At 35.0% G+C, this 17,999-nt stretch carries 17 protein-coding genes; 9 read left to right on the top strand and 8 right to left on the bottom strand.

The genetic code is table 11. The annotated features are described in order from the left end of the window. Window positions 1–77: 77 nt before the first annotated feature. The gene (gene asnB / locus DFQ05_RS00730) at window positions 78–1,739 is read right to left on the bottom strand and encodes an asparagine synthase B (RefSeq protein WP_132702566.1); all 1,662 of its coding nucleotides are present in this window, start codon (window positions 1,737–1,739) and stop codon (window positions 78–80) included. A gap of 238 nt (window positions 1,740–1,977) precedes the next feature. Here asnB and DFQ05_RS00725 point away from each other — a divergent pair, with 238 nt between their 5' ends. Then, on the top strand, window positions 1,978–2,517 hold the full coding sequence (locus DFQ05_RS00725) for a DUF2911 domain-containing protein (RefSeq protein ID WP_132702564.1): 540 nt from the start codon (window positions 1,978–1,980) through the stop codon (window positions 2,515–2,517). A gap of 69 nt (window positions 2,518–2,586) precedes the next feature. Here DFQ05_RS00725 and DFQ05_RS00720 read toward each other — a convergent pair whose 3' ends face one another. The 3 genes from DFQ05_RS00720 to DFQ05_RS00710 all read right to left on the bottom strand — a co-directional run bounded on the left by DFQ05_RS00720 (window position 2,587) and on the right by DFQ05_RS00710 (window position 4,473). Continuing rightward, the gene (locus DFQ05_RS00720; protein WP_132702562.1) at window positions 2,587–3,186 is read right to left on the bottom strand and encodes an HNH endonuclease family protein; all 600 of its coding nucleotides are present in this window, start codon (window positions 3,184–3,186) and stop codon (window positions 2,587–2,589) included. A 112-nt stretch (window positions 3,187–3,298) separates the two neighbouring features. Next, entirely contained in the window at window positions 3,299–3,931 is a 633-nt protein-coding gene (locus DFQ05_RS00715; protein WP_132702560.1) for a 7-carboxy-7-deazaguanine synthase QueE, read from the bottom strand. Window positions 3,932–4,011: 80 nt separating this feature from the next. After that, window positions 4,012–4,473, bottom strand: coding sequence for a Rid family detoxifying hydrolase (locus DFQ05_RS00710; protein ID WP_132702558.1), 462 nt, complete (start codon window positions 4,471–4,473; stop codon window positions 4,012–4,014). 58 nt (window positions 4,474–4,531) lie between these two features. Between DFQ05_RS00710 and DFQ05_RS00705 the strand changes: the two genes are divergently transcribed. The 5 genes from DFQ05_RS00705 to DFQ05_RS13580 are packed head-to-tail and all read left to right on the top strand — an operon-like array spanning window position 4,532 to window position 8,516. Continuing rightward, complete coding sequence (locus DFQ05_RS00705; protein ID WP_132702556.1) at window positions 4,532–6,070, top strand: helicase HerA-like domain-containing protein; 1,539 nt, start codon at window positions 4,532–4,534, stop codon at window positions 6,068–6,070. A gap of 34 nt (window positions 6,071–6,104) precedes the next feature. Beyond that, window positions 6,105–6,479, top strand: coding sequence for a cupin domain-containing protein (locus DFQ05_RS00700; RefSeq protein ID WP_132702554.1), 375 nt, complete (start codon window positions 6,105–6,107; stop codon window positions 6,477–6,479). Between the two features lies 1 nt (window position 6,480). After that, window positions 6,481–7,308, top strand: coding sequence for an alpha/beta fold hydrolase (locus DFQ05_RS00695; protein WP_132702552.1), 828 nt, complete (start codon window positions 6,481–6,483; stop codon window positions 7,306–7,308). A gap of 21 nt (window positions 7,309–7,329) precedes the next feature. After that, window positions 7,330–8,097, top strand: a complete 768-nt coding sequence (gene rluF / locus DFQ05_RS00690; RefSeq protein WP_132702550.1) for a 23S rRNA pseudouridine(2604) synthase RluF — start codon at window positions 7,330–7,332, stop codon at window positions 8,095–8,097. Next, window positions 8,094–8,516: a VOC family protein gene (locus DFQ05_RS13580; RefSeq protein ID WP_158281877.1), complete on the top strand. Its 423-nt coding sequence runs from the start codon at window positions 8,094–8,096 to the stop codon at window positions 8,514–8,516. Before rluF ends, DFQ05_RS13580 begins: the two co-directional genes overlap by 4 nt. 21 nt (window positions 8,517–8,537) lie before the next feature. On the opposite strand, the gene DFQ05_RS00680 is transcribed toward DFQ05_RS13580, so the two are convergent. The 3 genes from DFQ05_RS00680 to DFQ05_RS00670 form a co-directional block, all read right to left on the bottom strand. Further along, window positions 8,538–9,419 (bottom strand): bifunctional 5,10-methylenetetrahydrofolate dehydrogenase/5,10-methenyltetrahydrofolate cyclohydrolase, encoded by an 882-nt coding sequence (locus tag DFQ05_RS00680; RefSeq protein ID WP_132702548.1) that lies wholly within the window; start codon window positions 9,417–9,419, stop codon window positions 8,538–8,540. Window positions 9,420–9,457: 38 nt separating this feature from the next. Next, the gene (gene ffh, locus DFQ05_RS00675; protein WP_132702546.1) at window positions 9,458–10,789 is read right to left on the bottom strand and encodes a signal recognition particle protein; all 1,332 of its coding nucleotides are present in this window, start codon (window positions 10,787–10,789) and stop codon (window positions 9,458–9,460) included. Window positions 10,790–10,940: 151 nt separating this feature from the next. Next, entirely contained in the window at window positions 10,941–13,214 is a 2,274-nt protein-coding gene (locus DFQ05_RS00670) for a hypothetical protein (protein ID WP_132702544.1), read from the bottom strand. Window positions 13,215–13,314: 100 nt separating this feature from the next. Between DFQ05_RS00670 and DFQ05_RS00665 the strand changes: the two genes are divergently transcribed. The 3 genes from DFQ05_RS00665 (at window position 13,315) to DFQ05_RS00655 (ending at window position 17,088) form a co-directional block, all read left to right on the top strand. Continuing rightward, the gene (locus DFQ05_RS00665) at window positions 13,315–13,830 is read left to right on the top strand and encodes an RNA polymerase sigma factor (protein WP_132702542.1); all 516 of its coding nucleotides are present in this window, start codon (window positions 13,315–13,317) and stop codon (window positions 13,828–13,830) included. Between the two features lie 71 nt (window positions 13,831–13,901). Beyond that, window positions 13,902–14,789 (top strand): FecR family protein, encoded by an 888-nt coding sequence (locus DFQ05_RS00660; protein WP_132702540.1) that lies wholly within the window; start codon window positions 13,902–13,904, stop codon window positions 14,787–14,789. Then, window positions 14,782–17,088 (top strand): TonB-dependent receptor plug domain-containing protein, encoded by a 2,307-nt coding sequence (locus tag DFQ05_RS00655; RefSeq protein ID WP_132702538.1) that lies wholly within the window; start codon window positions 14,782–14,784, stop codon window positions 17,086–17,088. The genes DFQ05_RS00660 and DFQ05_RS00655 overlap by 8 nt, the downstream gene beginning before the upstream one ends. Here DFQ05_RS00655 and DFQ05_RS00650 read toward each other — a convergent pair. Next, window positions 17,085–17,951, bottom strand: a complete 867-nt coding sequence (locus tag DFQ05_RS00650; RefSeq protein ID WP_158281876.1) for a Brp/Blh family beta-carotene 15,15'-dioxygenase — start codon at window positions 17,949–17,951, stop codon at window positions 17,085–17,087. The two genes, DFQ05_RS00655 and DFQ05_RS00650, sit on opposite strands and share 4 nt — an antisense overlap. Window positions 17,952–17,999 lie beyond the last annotated feature (48 nt).

Below are 17,999 nucleotides of genomic sequence, written 5' to 3'. Positions count from 1 at the left end.
GAAGCGAGATTTTGAATTATTATTAATCTTATTTTATTGAAAATCCTGTCGATTTTTGAATTAAAAAAACTGCTTTTTTAATATGAATCTTCATGGACATTAGAAATAGCTCTTCCAGAAGGCTCGTTCATGTTTTTAAAAGCTTCGTCCCATTCTAAAGCTGTTGCGGTACTACATGCTACACTTGCTTCTTGAGGTACACTTAACGCCGCAGCATCACTTGGAAAATGCTCTTCAAAAATAGAGCGGTAGTAGAACTCTTCTTTGTTTAAAGGCGTATTGATTGGAAATCTATATTTTGCATTCGCCAATTGCTCGTCTGTTACTTCTTTATCTACAATTTCTTTTAGTGTATCTATCCAGCTGTAACCAACACCATCGCTAAATTGTTCTTTTTGTCTCCATGCAACGCTTTCTGGTAGCATATCTTCAAAAGCCTTACGGATTACCCATTTTTCCATGCGCTCACCGTTAATCATTTTATCTTTTGGGTTAATGCGCATCGCAACATCCATAAACTCTTTGTCTAAAAATGGTACACGACCTTCAATTCCCCAAGCCATTAAACTTTTGTTGGCTCTCAGGCAATCGTACATATGTAATTTGTCTAATTTACGTACTGTTTCTTCGTGAAATTCTTGAGCGTTCGGAGCCTTATGGAAGTATAAATAACCACCGAATATTTCATCTGCACCTTCACCAGATAATACCATTTTTATACCCATTGATTTTATAACACGCGCCATTAAATACATTGGGGTTGAGGAACGAATAGTTGTAATATCATAAGTTTCGATATTATAAATGACATCTTTTATGGCATCTAAACCTTCTTGAATGGTAAACTTAATTTCGTGATGTACTGTACCGATGTGGTCTGCCACTTTTTGCGCTGCAGCTAAATCTGGAGAGCCTTCTAAACCAACTGAAAAACTATGTAGTTGTGGCCACCACGCTTTTTCTTTATCATCTGCTTCGATACGTCTTTCGGAATATTTTTTTGCGATGGCAGACGTTACTGAAGAATCTAATCCGCCAGATAATAATACGCCATATGGCACGTCACTCATTAATTGTCTGTGAACAGCATCTTCAAGCGCTTGTTTTACTTCTGCAATACTTGTTTCATTATCTTTTACAGCATCGTATTCTGTCCAATCACGCTTGTACCATTTTACTAATTTTCCATCCGAACTACTCATGTAATGTCCTGGAGGAAACAACTCAATCTTAGAACAAACACCTTCTAGCGCTTTTAATTCTGAAGCGACATAAAATGTCCCTTCCTTATCCCATCCCATGTATAATGGAATAATGCCCATGTGGTCGCGAGCTATGAAATAGTCATCTCTATCAACATCGTAAATTGCGAAACCAAAAATACCGTTTAAGTCATCGACAAAATCATGTCCTTTTTCTTGGTATAAGGCTAAGATAACCTCACAATCACTTTCAGTTTGAAACTTATAATCAGGAAAATTAGTCCTTAACGCTCTGTGATTATAAATCTCGCCATTAGCTGCTAAAATTAGTTTTTTGTCGGAAGAAAATAAAGGTTGCTTCCCTGAGGCTGGGTCGACGATTGCCAGACGCTCGTGCGCCATAATCACTTTTTCATCACTATATATACCGCTCCAGTCTGGACCACGATGTCTTATAGATTTTACCATTTCTAAAACCTGAGGTCTTAAATCTTCTGCTTTTTGCTTTATATCAAAGGCGCATACAATTCCGCACATAATGTTTTTATTTAAAAATTATTATAAAGCAAATATGAAGTTAAACTTTCATTTTATAAACACAAAACTATTAATTGATTTCAATATTATATTTAAAAACTATTAATTATATTAATATGAAATATAAATAAATTGATTTTATACTATTTGCTATCAATCTGTAAATTTTAATACTTTTTTACGACAGATGCCTACAAATACAAACTAATTTTAAATCATAAAACTTAATAAACCACTTATGAAAAATTTTAGACTACTTACAACTTTCGCTTTTGCTTTTATGATGCTAGCATCATTTAATGCTGAAGCTCAAAAATTTAGAGGACTAGACAAAAGCCCAATGGATGCTGCATCAATTGGACGTGGCGACAAGCAGTTAGCAAAAGTCTATTACAGTAGACCACAACTTAATGGCAGAACCGTTGGTAAAGATTTAGCGCCTTACGGTAAATTATGGCGTACTGGTGCTAACGAGGCGACAGAGTTACTATTAAATGTAGATATGAATCTAAATGGCACAAAACTAAAGGCAGGTAGATACTCTTTATTTACCATTCCTGGAGAGACAGAATGGGAAGTCATTGTTAGTTCTGACCTAAATAACTGGGGAGCTTCTGGATACAAAAAAGAAAATACTGTGGCAAGCATTAAAGTTCCGGTGACTATGGGAGACGAATCTTTAGAAGCATTTTCTATGGCTTTTGAACCTTCTGATGATGGCGTACATTTACATATGGGCTGGGACAAAGTTAGAATTGCCGTGCCTTTTGTAAAATAGACGCAAATAATAATTGGAAAAACAAAAAAGTTTCAAAGGTGTAACCCTGTTGAGACTTTTTTTTTGAGATTATAGCGATGGGATATCCGCCCAATTCTCGCCAGTCTTTATACGATGTAATTGCATGGTTGAAACACCAAAACGTTTTGCAATAATCTTTAACCTGGTTTTACGATTTGGGTCATTTATCATTTTTTTGATAAGCCGTACGTTGTTTTCGCTAAGCTTTGCATATGTGCGTTTTGCATTTCTTTTTGCTTCTAAAAAATCTGGATTACTCCATTGATGTAATTCTTTTTCGCGCTTAGTCGCCCACTTAAGGTTTTTAACTTCGTTATTTTGCTTGTTGTAGTCTTTATGAATTACAAAGATTTTGTCAACGCCTTGCTCTAAAAAATTTTGTGCTACTAATTTGTGCAAGTAATACCCTTTCATTTTCCTTTTTTTGTAGCCGCGATATATTTTTATCTCGTTTGTTTTTATTTTGATATGCGGATAGCCATTGAGGTTATAAGCATTAAATAGTCTGGGTTTACCGTCAACCATTCTAACCAGCCTTCCGTAATTAGATATACAAATATTTTCAGTTGTTAAAATATTATCTTCTTCTGGAAATTGAATCGTCTTCCATATTTCACCTCTGTAATCGGTAATACCTTCGAAAGTCATGTCTAGGGGATATTTAGATATTTATGTTTTTGCACTTCGGCTTAGCTCGGCGACCTTAACGTTCTTATTTCCTTATTAATTCTTATAATCAATAATTAAGGTATGTTAATAATTAAGGTATGTTAAGGTATTTATGAGTTTGTAAGGACACTTTCCATTTAGGATTAGCCATAACGTAATCTACAATTTGTGGTATCATTTTATCGCGCTTGCTCCACTCTGGTTGAAGATACAAAAAACATTTATCATTGACTTTTTGCGCTTGCTCTTCAGCAAATCTAAAATCGTCTTTATTATAGATAATACACTTTAACTCATTAGCTTTAGCTGATACTTCTTCTGTAGGAAGTTTATTTTTCTTTGGAGATAAACAAATCCAATCCCAATTACCAGTTAACTTATAAGCACCAGACGTTTCTATATGTGTCTGTACGCCTTTGGCTTTTAGTTGTGTTGTTAAAGGATTCATATCCCACATTAGTGGTTCGCCACCAGTGACAACAATAGTGTTACTATACTTTACAGCATTTTCAACAATTTTTTCGGTATCTGTCGGAGGATGCAATTCGGCTAGCCAACTTTCTTTAACGTCACACCAATGGCATCCCACATCACAACCACCAATACGTACAAAATAAGCTGCAGTGCCTTTGTGATAACCTTCACCTTGAATGGTGTAAAATTCTTCCATTAAAGGCAAAAGCAATCCTTTGTCAATCAATTCTTGTCGTTCTCTTCTCGTCATAGCGTGCAAATATATTGATTAGTTATCAGTTTTCAGTAAATTGAGAACTGTAAACTGAGACTGTAAACTAAGACTACTTGCTACTTCGTCGCAATCACATCAATCTCAATACTTGCTCCACCAGCTAGACCAGCTGCTGCAAAAGTTGTTCGTGCAGGTTTCTTAGTAAAATATTGTGTGTAAACTGAATTGAATGCTTTAAAATCGTTAATATCCTTCAAAATAACTGTGCATTTCACAACGTTATCCAAAGTTAAATTATGCTGCTTCAGCACGTCTTCTATGTTTAAAATCACCTGTTTGGTTTCTGCTTCAATGCCGCCTTCAACTAATTTACCAGCTTTATGGTCTTTTCCTATTTGCCCAGTTAAAAAGAATAAATCCTCAGTTTCCACAGCATCGCTAAATGGCACATTAGCGCGACTTGGTTCGTGAGATTTATGAAAAATTATCTCGGTCCCGACTTTTTTCGGGATTGAATCGTTGCATGAAAAATTAAGCATCATAAGAGAGAGACATAAAACAGAAATATATTTTGACATGATTTTGATGTTTTTAACTTGATTAAAATTACAGTATTTTTATAAAAATTTTGAGAGAATGAGCAATAAAGACACTTTTATAAAACATATAAACGACGGCAATACCTTTAAAGGCGACTACATTACACTTGGCGCAGCAATGCTCGAAGGCGAAACCATGACAAATGCCTTTGTAAACGTACCTCTAAAGACCATGAACCGTCACGGTTTAATTGCTGGTGCTACAGGAACAGGAAAAACCAAAACACTCCAAGTTTTAGCCGAAAATTTATCCGAGAAAGGAATTCCCGTGTTGCTCATGGATATTAAAGGCGATTTAAGTGGATTGGCGCAACCAAGTCCTGGACATCCAAAAATTGATGAGCGTCACAAAAAAATAGGTTTGCCTTTTGATGCAAAAGCCTTCCCTGTTGAAATCATGACACTTTCAGAGCAAGATGGTGTGCGCTTACGTGCGACGATTAGCGAATTTGGTCCAGTATTAATCTCAAGAATTTTAGATGTTACCGAAACGCAAGCGGGAATTATTTCTGTGATTTTTAAATATTGCGACGACAACCAATTACCACTTTTAGACATTAAAGATTTCAAAAAGATTTTACAATATGCCACAGGGGAAGGTAAAAAAGAATTTGAAGAAGCTTACGGGCGAATTTCTACTGCATCCACTGGTGCTATTTTAAGAAAACTTATTGAAATTGAACAACAAGGTGGCGACCTCTTTTTTGGTGAAACGTCTTTTGATACTCAAGATTTACTGCGTATTGATGAGAATGGTCGCGGTTACATAAACATTATTCGTTTAACGGATATTCAAGATAAACCGAAGTTATTTTCAACATTCATGTTAAGTTTACTGGCTGAAATTTATTCAACATTTCCAGAACAAGGCGATAGCGGACGACCAGAACTTATTATGTTTATTGATGAAGCACATTTAATTTTTAATGAAGCCTCTGATGCACTCTTAAATCAGATTGAAAGTATTGTAAAACTCATCCGTAGTAAAGGTGTTGGCTTATATTTTATAACGCAAAACCCTACTGATGTACCAGAAGCTGTACTCGGGCAATTGGGTCTTAAAGTACAACACGCGCTTAGAGCATTTACAGCTAAAGACCGAAAAGCCATCAAATTAACCGCACAGAATTATCCTGATACCGATTATTACGATACAGCCGAAGTGCTAACCTCTTTGGGAATTGGTGAAGCTCTGGTTTCTGCCTTAAACGAAAAAGGAAAACCAACGCCATTAGCAGCAACCATGATGCGCGCACCAATGAGCCGTATGGATATTTTGACCGAGGCTGAATTAGGCAAATTACTTTCGGACTCAGAACTAGCCAAGAAATACAATAAGGAGATTGACCGTGAGAGCGCCTATGAAATGCTCAATGAAAAAATAAAGCAAGCTGAAGCTGAAGAAGCTAAAGAAAAGGCAAAAGCGGAAAAAGAAGCACTTAAAAAAGCGGAAACTAAACGAAAAACATCGACAAGCCGAAGACGTTCTTCTAGGCAGAATCCTTTACTTAAGGTTTTAACGAGTCCAACGGTAATTAGAAGCGTACTCGGAATTTTAACTAAAATGATGCGCTAGAGTCATCCGCATTTTTTAAAAAATATTTCATTTAATGTCAGAATCGAAGAAATATACCATTCAAAATTCACCATTTATTGTTCCAACAGACGATGGTAAAATCATAAAAGAACATTTTGGTAATGCCACAGACGGAAATTCTGAAATTAGTATTGCATATATGATTGCACCTCCAGGTTGGTCTGAGCCTTTTCAAACTCCAGAATTTGATGAGTACACCTTTATTCTCAAAGGGAAAAAGCAATTTATTATTGACGATGAGACCGTAATTTTGGAAGCTGGTCAGTCGATAAAAGTGGAGAAAAATACGAGACTACAATACTCCAATCCTTTTGCAGAACCTTGCGAATATTTAGCTATATGTCTACCTGCTTTTTCGATAGACTCCGTAAATAGAGAAGCCCAATAGTATGAGTAGTTTTGTTATTAAATCTATTGGAAACGCCCTTAATGCAACGAGTTATATTTCTCCTAAATATGCTTCAAATAAGGCTTTACAACTCTTTGCAACGCCGAGAAAAGGGAGTTATACTGATGCACAAAAAGCTATAATAGAAGACGCTGAGCAAAGCTCTTTTTCTTATAAAAACCTTTCTATATCTGTGTACAATTGGAAAGGTAAAGGCAAAACTCTTTTACTTGCTCATGGCTGGGAGAGCAATGCCGCCAGATGGAATTATCTACTAAACGATTTAAAATCTCAAGACTATAATATTGTAGCACTAGATGCTCCTGCGCACGGAAACTCAGAAGGTAAACAATTTAATGCTGTTTTATATTCAGAATTTATAAATGTGGTTGCTAAAGCTTTTCAGCCAGAAGTTTTTATTGGACATTCTGTAGGCGGAATGGCAAGTATATTCTGTTTGCATAATCACGATTTACCTTCTGTTAAAAAACTTATCACTTTAGGAGCTCCGGCACATTTTACTGGTGTATTTAGCAGATACAAGCAAATGATGGGCTACAACAAGCGTATTTCAAATGGATTAGACAATATTGTATTAGAACGCTTTGGGCAGAAAACAGATTATTTTTCAGCAGCTAATTTTACCAAAAATTTTGAAGTTGAAGGCTTGATTATCCATGATAAAAAAGATAAAATCATCCCTTACGAGGATGCTTTATTATTTGCCAATCGTTATAAAAAAGGTGAATTGCTCACCACAGTAGGTTTTGGACATGGATTAAAAGACAAATCAATTACGCCAAAGCTAATTGAGTTTATTAATCGCTAATCTTTATTGTACTTTTGCAGCATGTCTGATAACTTAAAACGACTTAATAAATTTCTTAGTGAAGCTGGCTATTGCTCACGTCGCGAAGCTGACCGCCTTATCGATGCGGGACGAGTGACCATTAATGATGCTGTACCAGAAATGGGAACTAAAGTCGCTCCAGAGGATGTTGTAAAAGTTGATGGCGAAATTATTGGTGAACGCCAAAAAGACTTTACCTACTTAGCATTTAACAAACCTGTTGGTATTGTTTGTACTACAGATACGCGTGTTGAGAAAGATAATATCATCGATTTTATTGGATATCACAAACGGATTTTCCCAATTGGAAGATTGGATAAACCAAGTGAAGGGTTAATCTTACTTACTGATGATGGAGATATCGTTAACAAAATTCTTCGTGCTAGTAATAATCACGAAAAAGAATATATAGTTACTGTAGACCGACCTATTTCACAAACGTTTATTGAGCGCATGGCTGGCGGTATTTATATTGAAGAACTGGGACAACGCACAAAGAAATGTAAAGTAAAACGTATCGATAAATATACCTTTAGCATTGTACTGACGCAAGGTTTAAACAGGCAAATTCGTCGAATGTGCGATTACCTAAATTACGAAGTACAGACCTTAAAGCGTATTCGTATAATGAATATAGAACTTGATGTTCCTGTTGGGAAATACCGTGAACTCACTAAAGACGAGTTTAAAAAATTGAGTGATTTGATTAGTGATTCGAGAAAAACATTTCAACCAAAAGACTTAAAACAAAATAGAAGAAAACGATGAGTAATCTTTCACCATTTCATTTAGCTATTCCTGTACATGATTTAGAATTATGTCGTAATTTTTACAGCAATACTTTAAATTTCGAAGAAGGCAGAAGCAGTAATCATTGGGTAGATTATAATTTTTTTGGGCATCAATTAGTTATTCATCTAAGCGATAAAAAATCTGTAGAAGCACCAACCAATGCTGTTGATGGCAAGGATGTTCCGGTACCACATTTTGGCGTCGTTTTACCTTGGAATGCGTTTCATGAGTTTGCAGAACTCTTAAAATCTAAATACATCAAATTTATTATAGAACCTTATATACGTTTCGAAGGGCAAGTAGGCGAACAAGCTACCATGTTCTTTAAAGACCCAAGTGGCAATGCTTTAGAGTTTAAAGCTTTTAAAGATATGAGTCAGTTATTTGCAAAGTGACAATTAGCGTATACAGCGACATTACTTATTCTTTCTGTGCTGCTCTCTTGCTAATAACGTATTCTTAAGTAACATGGCAATAGTCATTGGACCAACACCTCCAGGAACTGGGGTAATAAAACTGGCTTTTTTGCTGACGTTTTCAAAATCTACATCACCGGTAATGTAATACCCTTTTTCCGAGTCGTCTGGCACACGCGTTATTCCTACATCGATAATTACAGCATCATCTTTAACCATTTCTGCTTTTAAGAACTGCGGAATACCAAGCGCAGAAATAACAATGTCTGCTTGTGAGGTTATCTGCGTAATATTTTTGGTGTGACTATGGGTTAAAGTTACTGTAGAATTGCCAGGAAAGCCCTTACGCCCCATTAAAATACTCATAGGACGACCAACTATGTGCGAACGCCCAATAATAACCGTATGCTTGCCATCTGTTTCTACACCATAGCGATCTAATAATTCTAAAATCCCAAATGGTGTGGCAGGAATAAACGTTGACATATCTAGTGCCATTTTTCCAAAATTCATGGGATGGAAACCATCTACATCTTTGTCTGGGTTTACCGCCATTAAAACCTTTCGTGTATTAATTTGTGGAGGTAATGGCAACTGGATAATGAATCCGTCGATGTTATCATCGTTATTTAATTCTTCAATTTTATCTAGAAGTTCAATCTCACTAGTTGTGTTAGACATACGCACCATTGTAGACTCAAAACCAACACGCTCGCACGCACGGACTTTACTCCCAACATAAGTTAAACTAGCGCCGTCGTTACCTACAATTACTGCGGCTAAATGTGGTACTTTTTCACCATTTGCCTTCATTCTATCGACTTCGGCCTTAATTTCGTTCTTTATGTCGTTACTGGTTTTTCTTCCGTCTAAAATTGTCATATTGTTGTGTTGTTGGTTGTGTTATTGTAAGTGGCGTATTAGCGCGGCATATTCTTCATCATTTGCATCATACGCTTTCCGCCGCCGCCTTGCATCATTTTCATCATTTTGCTCATTTGCGTAAACTGCTTTAATAGCTGATTGACTTCTTGTACAGAGGTACCAGAACCTTTTGCTATTCTTTTTTTACGACTTGCATTCATTAATCCTGGATTAGAACGTTCGGTCGGTGTCATAGAATGTATAATAGCTTCGATACCTTTAAATGCATCATCATCAATATCTACATCTTTCATCATTTTTCCTGCACCTGGTATCATTCCGATTAAATCCTTCATGTTACCCATTTTCTTGATTTGCTGAATTTGCTTTAAGAAATCATCAAACCCAAACTGGTTTTTGGCAATCTTCTTTTGAAGCTTTCTCGCTTCCTCTTCATCATATTGCTCTTGGGCGCGTTCTACAAGAGAGACAACATCTCCCATTCCAAGAATTCTATCTGCCATACGTGATGGATAGAAGACATCTATAGCTTCCATCTTCTCACCTGTACCAATAAACTTAATTGGCTTATTAACTACAGACTTAATAGAAATTGCAGCACCACCTCTTGTATCACCGTCTAACTTGGTAAGAATAACACCATCGAAATTTAAGATATCATTGAAAGCTTTAGCCGTATTAACAGCATCCTGACCTGTCATAGAATCTACAACAAAAAGTGTTTCTTGTGGCTCAATGGCTTTATGGATGTTAGAAATTTCCGTCATCATGGCTTCGTCTACAGCCAATCGCCCAGCAGTATCTATAATTACCACATTGTGTCCATTTGCCTTTGCATGCGCAATACCTGCTTTTGAAATCGCAACCGGGTCGTTGTTTCCTCTATCACTAAACACCTCAACACCTATTTGCTCTCCCACAACATGTAACTGGTCTATCGCCGCAGGTCTGTATACATCACAAGCCACTAATAAAGGCTTCTTAGTTTTCTTATTTTTTAAGTAATTGGCTAATTTTCCTGAAAAAGTTGTTTTACCAGAACCTTGTAAACCTGACATTAAAATTACGCTTGGATTACCAGAAAGATTAATACCTTCTGCATCGCCACCCATAAGCTCGGTCAACTCGTCTTTAACGATTTTAACCATTAATTGACCAGGTTGTAATGTCGTTAATACATTTTGGCCCAGTGCCTTTTCCTTTACTTTATTTGTAAATTCTTTGGCAATTTTGAAGTTAACATCGGCATCTAAAAGCGCACGTCTTACTTCTTTTAAGGTTTCGGCTACATTTACTTCTGTAATACTACCATGACCTTTTAATACATGTAACGCTTTATCTAACTTATCACTTAAATTATTGAACATAATCTCTTTTCTAGTTTAACAAGTGGCAAATTTAAGAATTTACAAGAGATTATCGAAGTGGTTGTTATTAAATAAAAACAAAAAGAGTCACTAATAAAGTGACTCTTTTCAAACTACAAACTAAAAGCCTGTAAGCGGTATATTTTTCTTTTTATTCGCAAATTTTGTCTAGTGTCATTTGGTCACTATCCTTATGGAAAATCAATTGCTCTGCTGTGCACTCTACAATAGTCCAATTTCCTGATATCGCCTGTATATCTGCGCCATTAATTCCGTCGAAAAGCACATCTACGCCACCATTGTTGTTTGTAGATGTAGACCATGTTCCGATAATAGTATCGCTGTTTCCTGTATTTGTTACAACTAACTCTTGACCTTCATTGAAATCTAATCTATATGTAATTAAATTATCGTCTCCATTAAGCTCTGTTATTTTCCATTTACAAGTCATTAAAATACCATCTACATCTTCTTCCGTACATGCACCCGGCGGTGTGCAGTCTTCTAATTTTAATAGTAACTCAAAGACCTCGTAAGCATCTCCAACCTCTACTCTTACATAAATAGTCTGAGGTGCAGTTAAATTTACATAAGACTCTGGATTAGCAATGGCATTTACATCTGCATCTGCGTCTGTTAGAGATACGTGATATGTAACAACATCTGCAAATGGGGTACAATTTGCATAAGCAATTGTTAAATTAAATACCTCAAAACCGTCGTTCCCTTCATCGCAAAGCTCCATAACTGCATCAAAACTACTAAAGCACTCAAAAGGGTTTGGATTACAATCTTCGACGATTAATTTTACCGGGTAAATTAATTTCTCTTCAGGATTATTGAAAAGTGCAACTTTTACGTAAACCGTTTGAGGATTACTAAGATTAGTATAAGCTGTTGCACCTTCTAAATAATCAGCATCATTTTCAGCGCCTTCTGACGTTGTATGGAATGAAATCGTAACTGGCGCACCAGAATTATCACAGCTTGGTACAGCTTCGTAGATGTTAAATACTGCGAATCCATCATTATTCTCATCGCATTTTACTAACTCCACGCCTTCTTCTGGATAACAGTCAAATGGGTTTTCATCGAAACATTCTTGCTCTAAGTGAAGTATGTTTCCGTCCTTTTCTAGTCCGAAGAAACCTTCATGACACGCTACGACTTCCCAAACACCAGAAAGTGACTGATAATCTCCTGTGAAATCTAACACTAAAGTAAGTGTATTTCCTTCAACACCAACATTCCAAACACCAATTTCTATAAACTCATTATTTGAATAGACTTTAATAGTTCCGTTTTCTGTGAACACGAATTTATTATCTAGACCATCTATTAAATCGCTTCCTGCAAACCAATAGCATTCTACCAATTCGTCTGACAAGCTCTCTGCGTTACAATCTAAATCTGTTTCGCAAATACGGTCTAAGTCTATTTCTAAATCGCCTTTGACAATATCGATATCGTCATCGTCACAATCTGTAATTAACCATTCGCCTCCTAAATCGTCTTGCAAGGCGGACAATTCAGATAATACTAAATATGTTCCGTTATCAGTTTCTGTAACTGTCCAGTTACCTGTGATTACCTCGGTAAAATCTTGACCTGTAATTTCAAGCGTAAAATCGTCGTTAAAGGTTACTGTAAGACCATCAAAATCATTAAACTCATCGTCTAATTTCCATTTACATTCTTTTAGTGCTTCTTTAACTTCAGCAACATCACAATTAATAAAGTCGTCGTCATCGCAATCGTCATCTACAGCTTCAATAGCATTAGACAATTCTTCGTTAGAATTAACGGTAATTGTTTCTCCATCTGCATACTCTAAAGTTACTGGGAAATTTAAAGCTACAATATTTGCTCCGCCTTCCTCTAAATCGTCTAGAAAGTCATACAACTCTTCGTTGCTATTAATTGTTACGGTATCGATAAGTACAAACTGTGTGTTTAATACTGAGAAAGATATTGGATATACAAAATCAACACATTCTATCTCATCGGAATCGTCCAAACAATTTTCGATTAAATTATCTAGTTGTTCCTGGTTTTCAATAACATTTTCGGAATAATCTCCAGATATTAAGGTAATAGGGAAAACAAATTCTGGAATTTCACCTTCAAAATTCTCTAGCAATTCTTCTAATTCGTCTAGACCTTCTTCGTCTTCTATAGTAATGGTAATATTACCGATTATTACCGTAACTGGTAATTCTACTGAGAAGCAGTCTGAATTATCTAAAAAATTATCTTCTGATGTCGCATTTGCAGATGTGCGCAACATTAAGTGAGACAATGCCGAATTTGGCACAATTGCTTCTTGGTCGGTAGGATTAATTATTTGAACGGCTTCATCTTGACATGAGGCAAAAAGGAGTAGTGCAAAACATGTTACAACTAACGATTTTAAGTAGGATTTCATGATTAATTGGTTTTATTGATTTCTTATAAAACAAGACTAAAGGAATTATCCCTACCCTACATCTTAATTTTTTTTAAATTTACGGCAACCGACATATCCTATGCCAAGACAAATTCATGAAAATAGTTGCGAAGAACATGTATTTTCTTCACTATTTAAAAAACACTCCAAAAATCTTCATGACTTTTTATATTACAAATTTGGCAGTACATTAAATCCAAAAGACAAAGTACAAGATGCATTTATAAAATTATGGGATAATTGCAAAAAGGTTCCTCCAGAAAAAGCCAAGAGTTTTTTATTTACAACCGCTAACAACATGATGCTTAATGCAGTTGCTCATCAAAAAGTAGTACTAAAACACCAACAAAAACCACAAAAAAAGAGCACTAACGAATCTCCTGAATTTGTATTAGAAGAAAAACAATATAACGAAAAACTTCAACTCGCTCTAGAACGCTTAACCGAGCCACAACGTGTTGCGTTTTTAATGAATCGCGCCGAAGGTAAACGTTTTAAGGAAATTGCAGAATTACTAGATATTTCTGTTAAAGCGGTGGAAAAACGTGTTTATGGCGCTTTAAAAAAGTTACGAGAAGACATTGATGAACTATAAAATAAAGTTTGATTTTTAATATAGGGTAGGGATTTTTAAAGCCTACCTGTTATATATATAGAATGCAAAAAATGGAACGCGAAGAATTAATAAAGAAATGGTTGGATTACAATCTTAATCCAGAAGAACAAAAGGCTTTTGAACAGCTAGATGATTACGATGAGTTAATTAAACTCTCTAAATCTTCTGAAGGATTTGTCGCACCTGTATTTAATGTTGATGACACATATAAAACTGTGGCTTCCCAATTAAAAACTAAAAAGCCTATTAATTGGATAACGCCTTTGTTAAAAATTGCAGCGGTGTTTTTAATTGCTTTTGGTGTTGCGTATTACACCTATAGTTTAGACACTGCCAACTATACTTCCATTGCAGAACAGCAAGAGATAATACTGCCAGACGCATCTACAGTAAAACTAAATGCGGTTTCTAATTTAGTATTTAATAAAAATAAATGGTCAGATAATCGTGAAGTTTTATTAGAAGGTGAAGCCTTTTTTAAGGTGGCCAAAGGCTCTAAATTCGATGTGCTTACTAAACAAGGAAAAGTCTCTGTACTAGGTACCGAATTTAACGTTATTCAAAGGGATAATTATTTCGAGGTTACTTGTTATGAAGGCTTGGTAGCAGTAAATTATAAGTCGAAATATTTTGAGTTAAAGCCAGGAAAACGTTTTACAGTGCTAAATGAAAAAATTAACAATACATCCGTAAATAAATTACAACCAAGCTGGATTACTGATGAAAGCTCATTTGAAAGCTTACCATTGCAATTCGTTCTGGACGAATTTGAAAGACAATACAATATTAAAGTTACTGCTGCGTCTATCGATACCGAGCAATTATTTACAGGAAGCTTCAGCCATACCGATTTGGATTTGGCGCTTAAATCAATAACACTACCTTTAGGTATAACTTACACTAAAACAGATAATGTTATTGTCTTAACGCGTGAATAAATTTCGGAATTATATAGTAATCATAGTTTTTGCATTTTCACTTTCTAGTTTTTCTCAGAACAGTGATGCGCCATTGCTACTAGAGCAAATATTAAAAACTATCGAAGTAAAGTTTGATGTGAAATTCTCTTATGCAGACCAGCTAGTAAAAGCTCAACGTCTAAAAGCACCAGATAGGTCATTAAACCTAGAAGAAACGCTTAATTATCTAGAAAGAGAGACCAAACTAAAATTTGTTGTTCTAAATTCTAGATTTATTGCAATTAAACAAAATATAACCGAAAATATAACGCCGAAATTACAGCAGTTAGAAGAGATTATAATTCAAAACTATCTTACAAGTGGTCTTGCTAAGTCTATAAATGGTACTATTGAAATTTCTCCGCAAAAGTTTGGTATTTTACCAGGCTTAAGCGAACCCGATATTTTACAAACCATCCAAGCCTTACCTGGAATAAAAAGTGCGGACGAGCGAATTTCTAATATAAATATCAGAGGTGGCACCAATGACCAAAATTTAATTCTTTACGAAGGTATCCGGATGTACCAAACGGGTCATTTTTTCGGACTAATTTCAGCCTTTAACCCTTATCTCACAAATAATGTAGATGTTACAATAAATGGCACAAGAGCTAAATACGGCTCTGGAGTTTCTAGTCTTATAAGCATAGAAAACTCTAATGAGATTAGTAAAAAACCAGAATCTGGAGCAGGATTTAATCTTTTAAGCCTAGACGGTTTTTCAAAATTTCAATTATCAAAAAAAACAGAGTTACAAGTAGCAGGTAGACGGTCTTATACAGACGCGCTTTTAACACCGACTTACGATACTTATTTTGAGCGAATTTTTAGCACATCGGAACTCGGAGATTACCAAAATCCACAAGAGCAATTACAACGGAATGAACGCTTCTTTTTTTACGATGCCAATGTTAAGCTTTTGTACGACATCAACAAAAAAAGCAAACTAAGAGGTAATGCAATTACAATTTTTAACAAATTAGACTACGGTGTAGAGTCTCTATTACCGTTTTCAACATTAGAATCTACACAGAGTCAATTGAGTCAAAAAAGTTACGCTGCAAACATTAGATACACCTTCAATTGGTCACCATCATTATTAATGGAAGCCCAAATCTACTATTCTAATTACGAGTTATTTGGAAATAATAAGGTTTTAGAGACAACACAAGAATTAACGCAAGAAAACGAAGTAACTGATATTGGTGCTAGACTCGATGTCCTAAAAACTATTGACAACAATCTTAATCTTAATTATGGCTATCAATTTAATGAGGTAGGTGTTTCTAATCTCGAAGACGTAACTACCCCAAGATTTAGAAGTTTTATAAAAGAAGTTGTAAGAACACATGGCTTATATACTGAAGCAGAATTTAAATCTAATTCTAGAAATACCTATGCGCGACTGGGACTAAGAGGAAATTATATCGAAGACTTTGGGCAACTCTTATTTGAGCCTCGTTTTAATTTTTCTCAGAAATTTTTAAATTACTTTCGGCTAGAAGTTCTTGGCGAAGTTAAAAGTCAGACAATCACCCAAATTATAGATTTACAGCAAGATTTTTTTGGCATTGAAAAACGCAGATGGCAATTGGCTAATGATACCGACGTACCAATTGTAAAGAGTCATCAGCTTTCTGTTGGACTTAATTACAGACGCAAAGGCTGGCTTGTAAGTGCAGAAGGCTACATAAAGCGAGTCAATGGTATAACTACGCGCTCTCAAGGCTTCCAAAATCAATTTCAATTAGTTAGTGCATCCGGAGATTATAAGGTTAAGGGCATTGACTTTCTATTAAATAAACGATTTAAAAATTTAAACACTTGGATTGCCTATTCGTTAAGCAAAAATGACTATGATTTTGAAAGCTTAAATAACGGTAATAGATTTCCAAACAACATCGATATTAGACAAGTTATTAACGTTTCTGCAAGTTACGAAATAGAAAATTTTAAACTTTCGGCTGGTCTAAATTGGAATTCCGGACGTCCTTTTACGGCACCAAACAGCAATCAGTTTTCATCTGGTGAAATAATCTACGAGGCACCAAATAATAAACGGATACCGAATTATTTAAGAACTGATGTCTCGGCGAGATACAATTTTCAGTTTGCTGATAACGTCCAGGCAGAAGTCGGAGCATCTGTTTGGAATATTCAGAATAGAAAGAATACCATTAACAGATTTTTCTCTAGAGAGGGCACTGATTCTATTGTAGAAAACAACGAAATAGCACTTGGTCTAACACCAAATTTTTCTTTTAGATTAAAATTTTAATGCTTAAATATTTTGGACATTACAAATACATGAGGAAAAGTAATTGCCGCTAGAAACGAAAAGAATATGCTGTAGAATGAATTTGTTTCTTCGAACAAAAAGTTTAGAAAAACAAATAAGCCAACAACAGAAACAAGCCAATAAATAAAAGACGATTTTATATAATTTGTTAAGGAAAGTTTATTCACATCCTTGGATAGATATTTAATTTGGTCAATAAGTGATGGTAAAGAGTGCCACAATACAAAGTAAATAGCAAACGCCCAAAATAGAGTTGCCACTTTAAAGACAACATAGAAAACTAATAGAAAAAATAGTTCTTTAAATGGTTTTTTAATGTCTTTGTAAAGAAGCCCAGCAGATAATGCTAAAATTATTAAACTGACCAATAAAGAATTTGTTAGCATATCTAAAGATACCTTTTTTCCTGTGATTTCCTTTATTATATCAATACTCTCGCTATTATTAGTAAATAATAACAGAAAAATAATTGTACATCCGTAGCTTATAAATAAGAGATTTTTGAGAAGATTATTTTTAAAAACTGAATGATGAAAGTGCTGCTCTCCAAAGTGAAATCCACTTACAAGAATAAAAAATACCAAAGTTAGTTTTGGAATAAAAAAGAATAAAACCGCTCCTAATATAACTATTGCTATGTAAATAAAAAGCGCTTTATAGAAACTAATTTTTTTGTCTCTAAATACATGATTAATGATTTTAATATCATTAGAACCATGCAGAAGACCTACTGTTAATATAAAAAAACTTGCCAGGTATAACTCTAAATTATCTGACAAATAAACCGCTAACCATAGGCAAAGAAAGGTAGTTACAATCTTAAAATTTTGAATATTTCTCAAAATAAATGACCTTAATTTTCAATTGTTAAAAAAATTTCACAAAACTTT

The sequence above is a fragment of the Winogradskyella wandonensis genome (assembly GCF_004346845.1).
Lineage (GTDB): Bacteria > Bacteroidota > Bacteroidia > Flavobacteriales > Flavobacteriaceae > Winogradskyella > Winogradskyella wandonensis.
The sequence above is the reverse complement of the archived record's forward strand: the minus strand, read 5'-3'. Positions and strand labels throughout refer to the sequence as shown.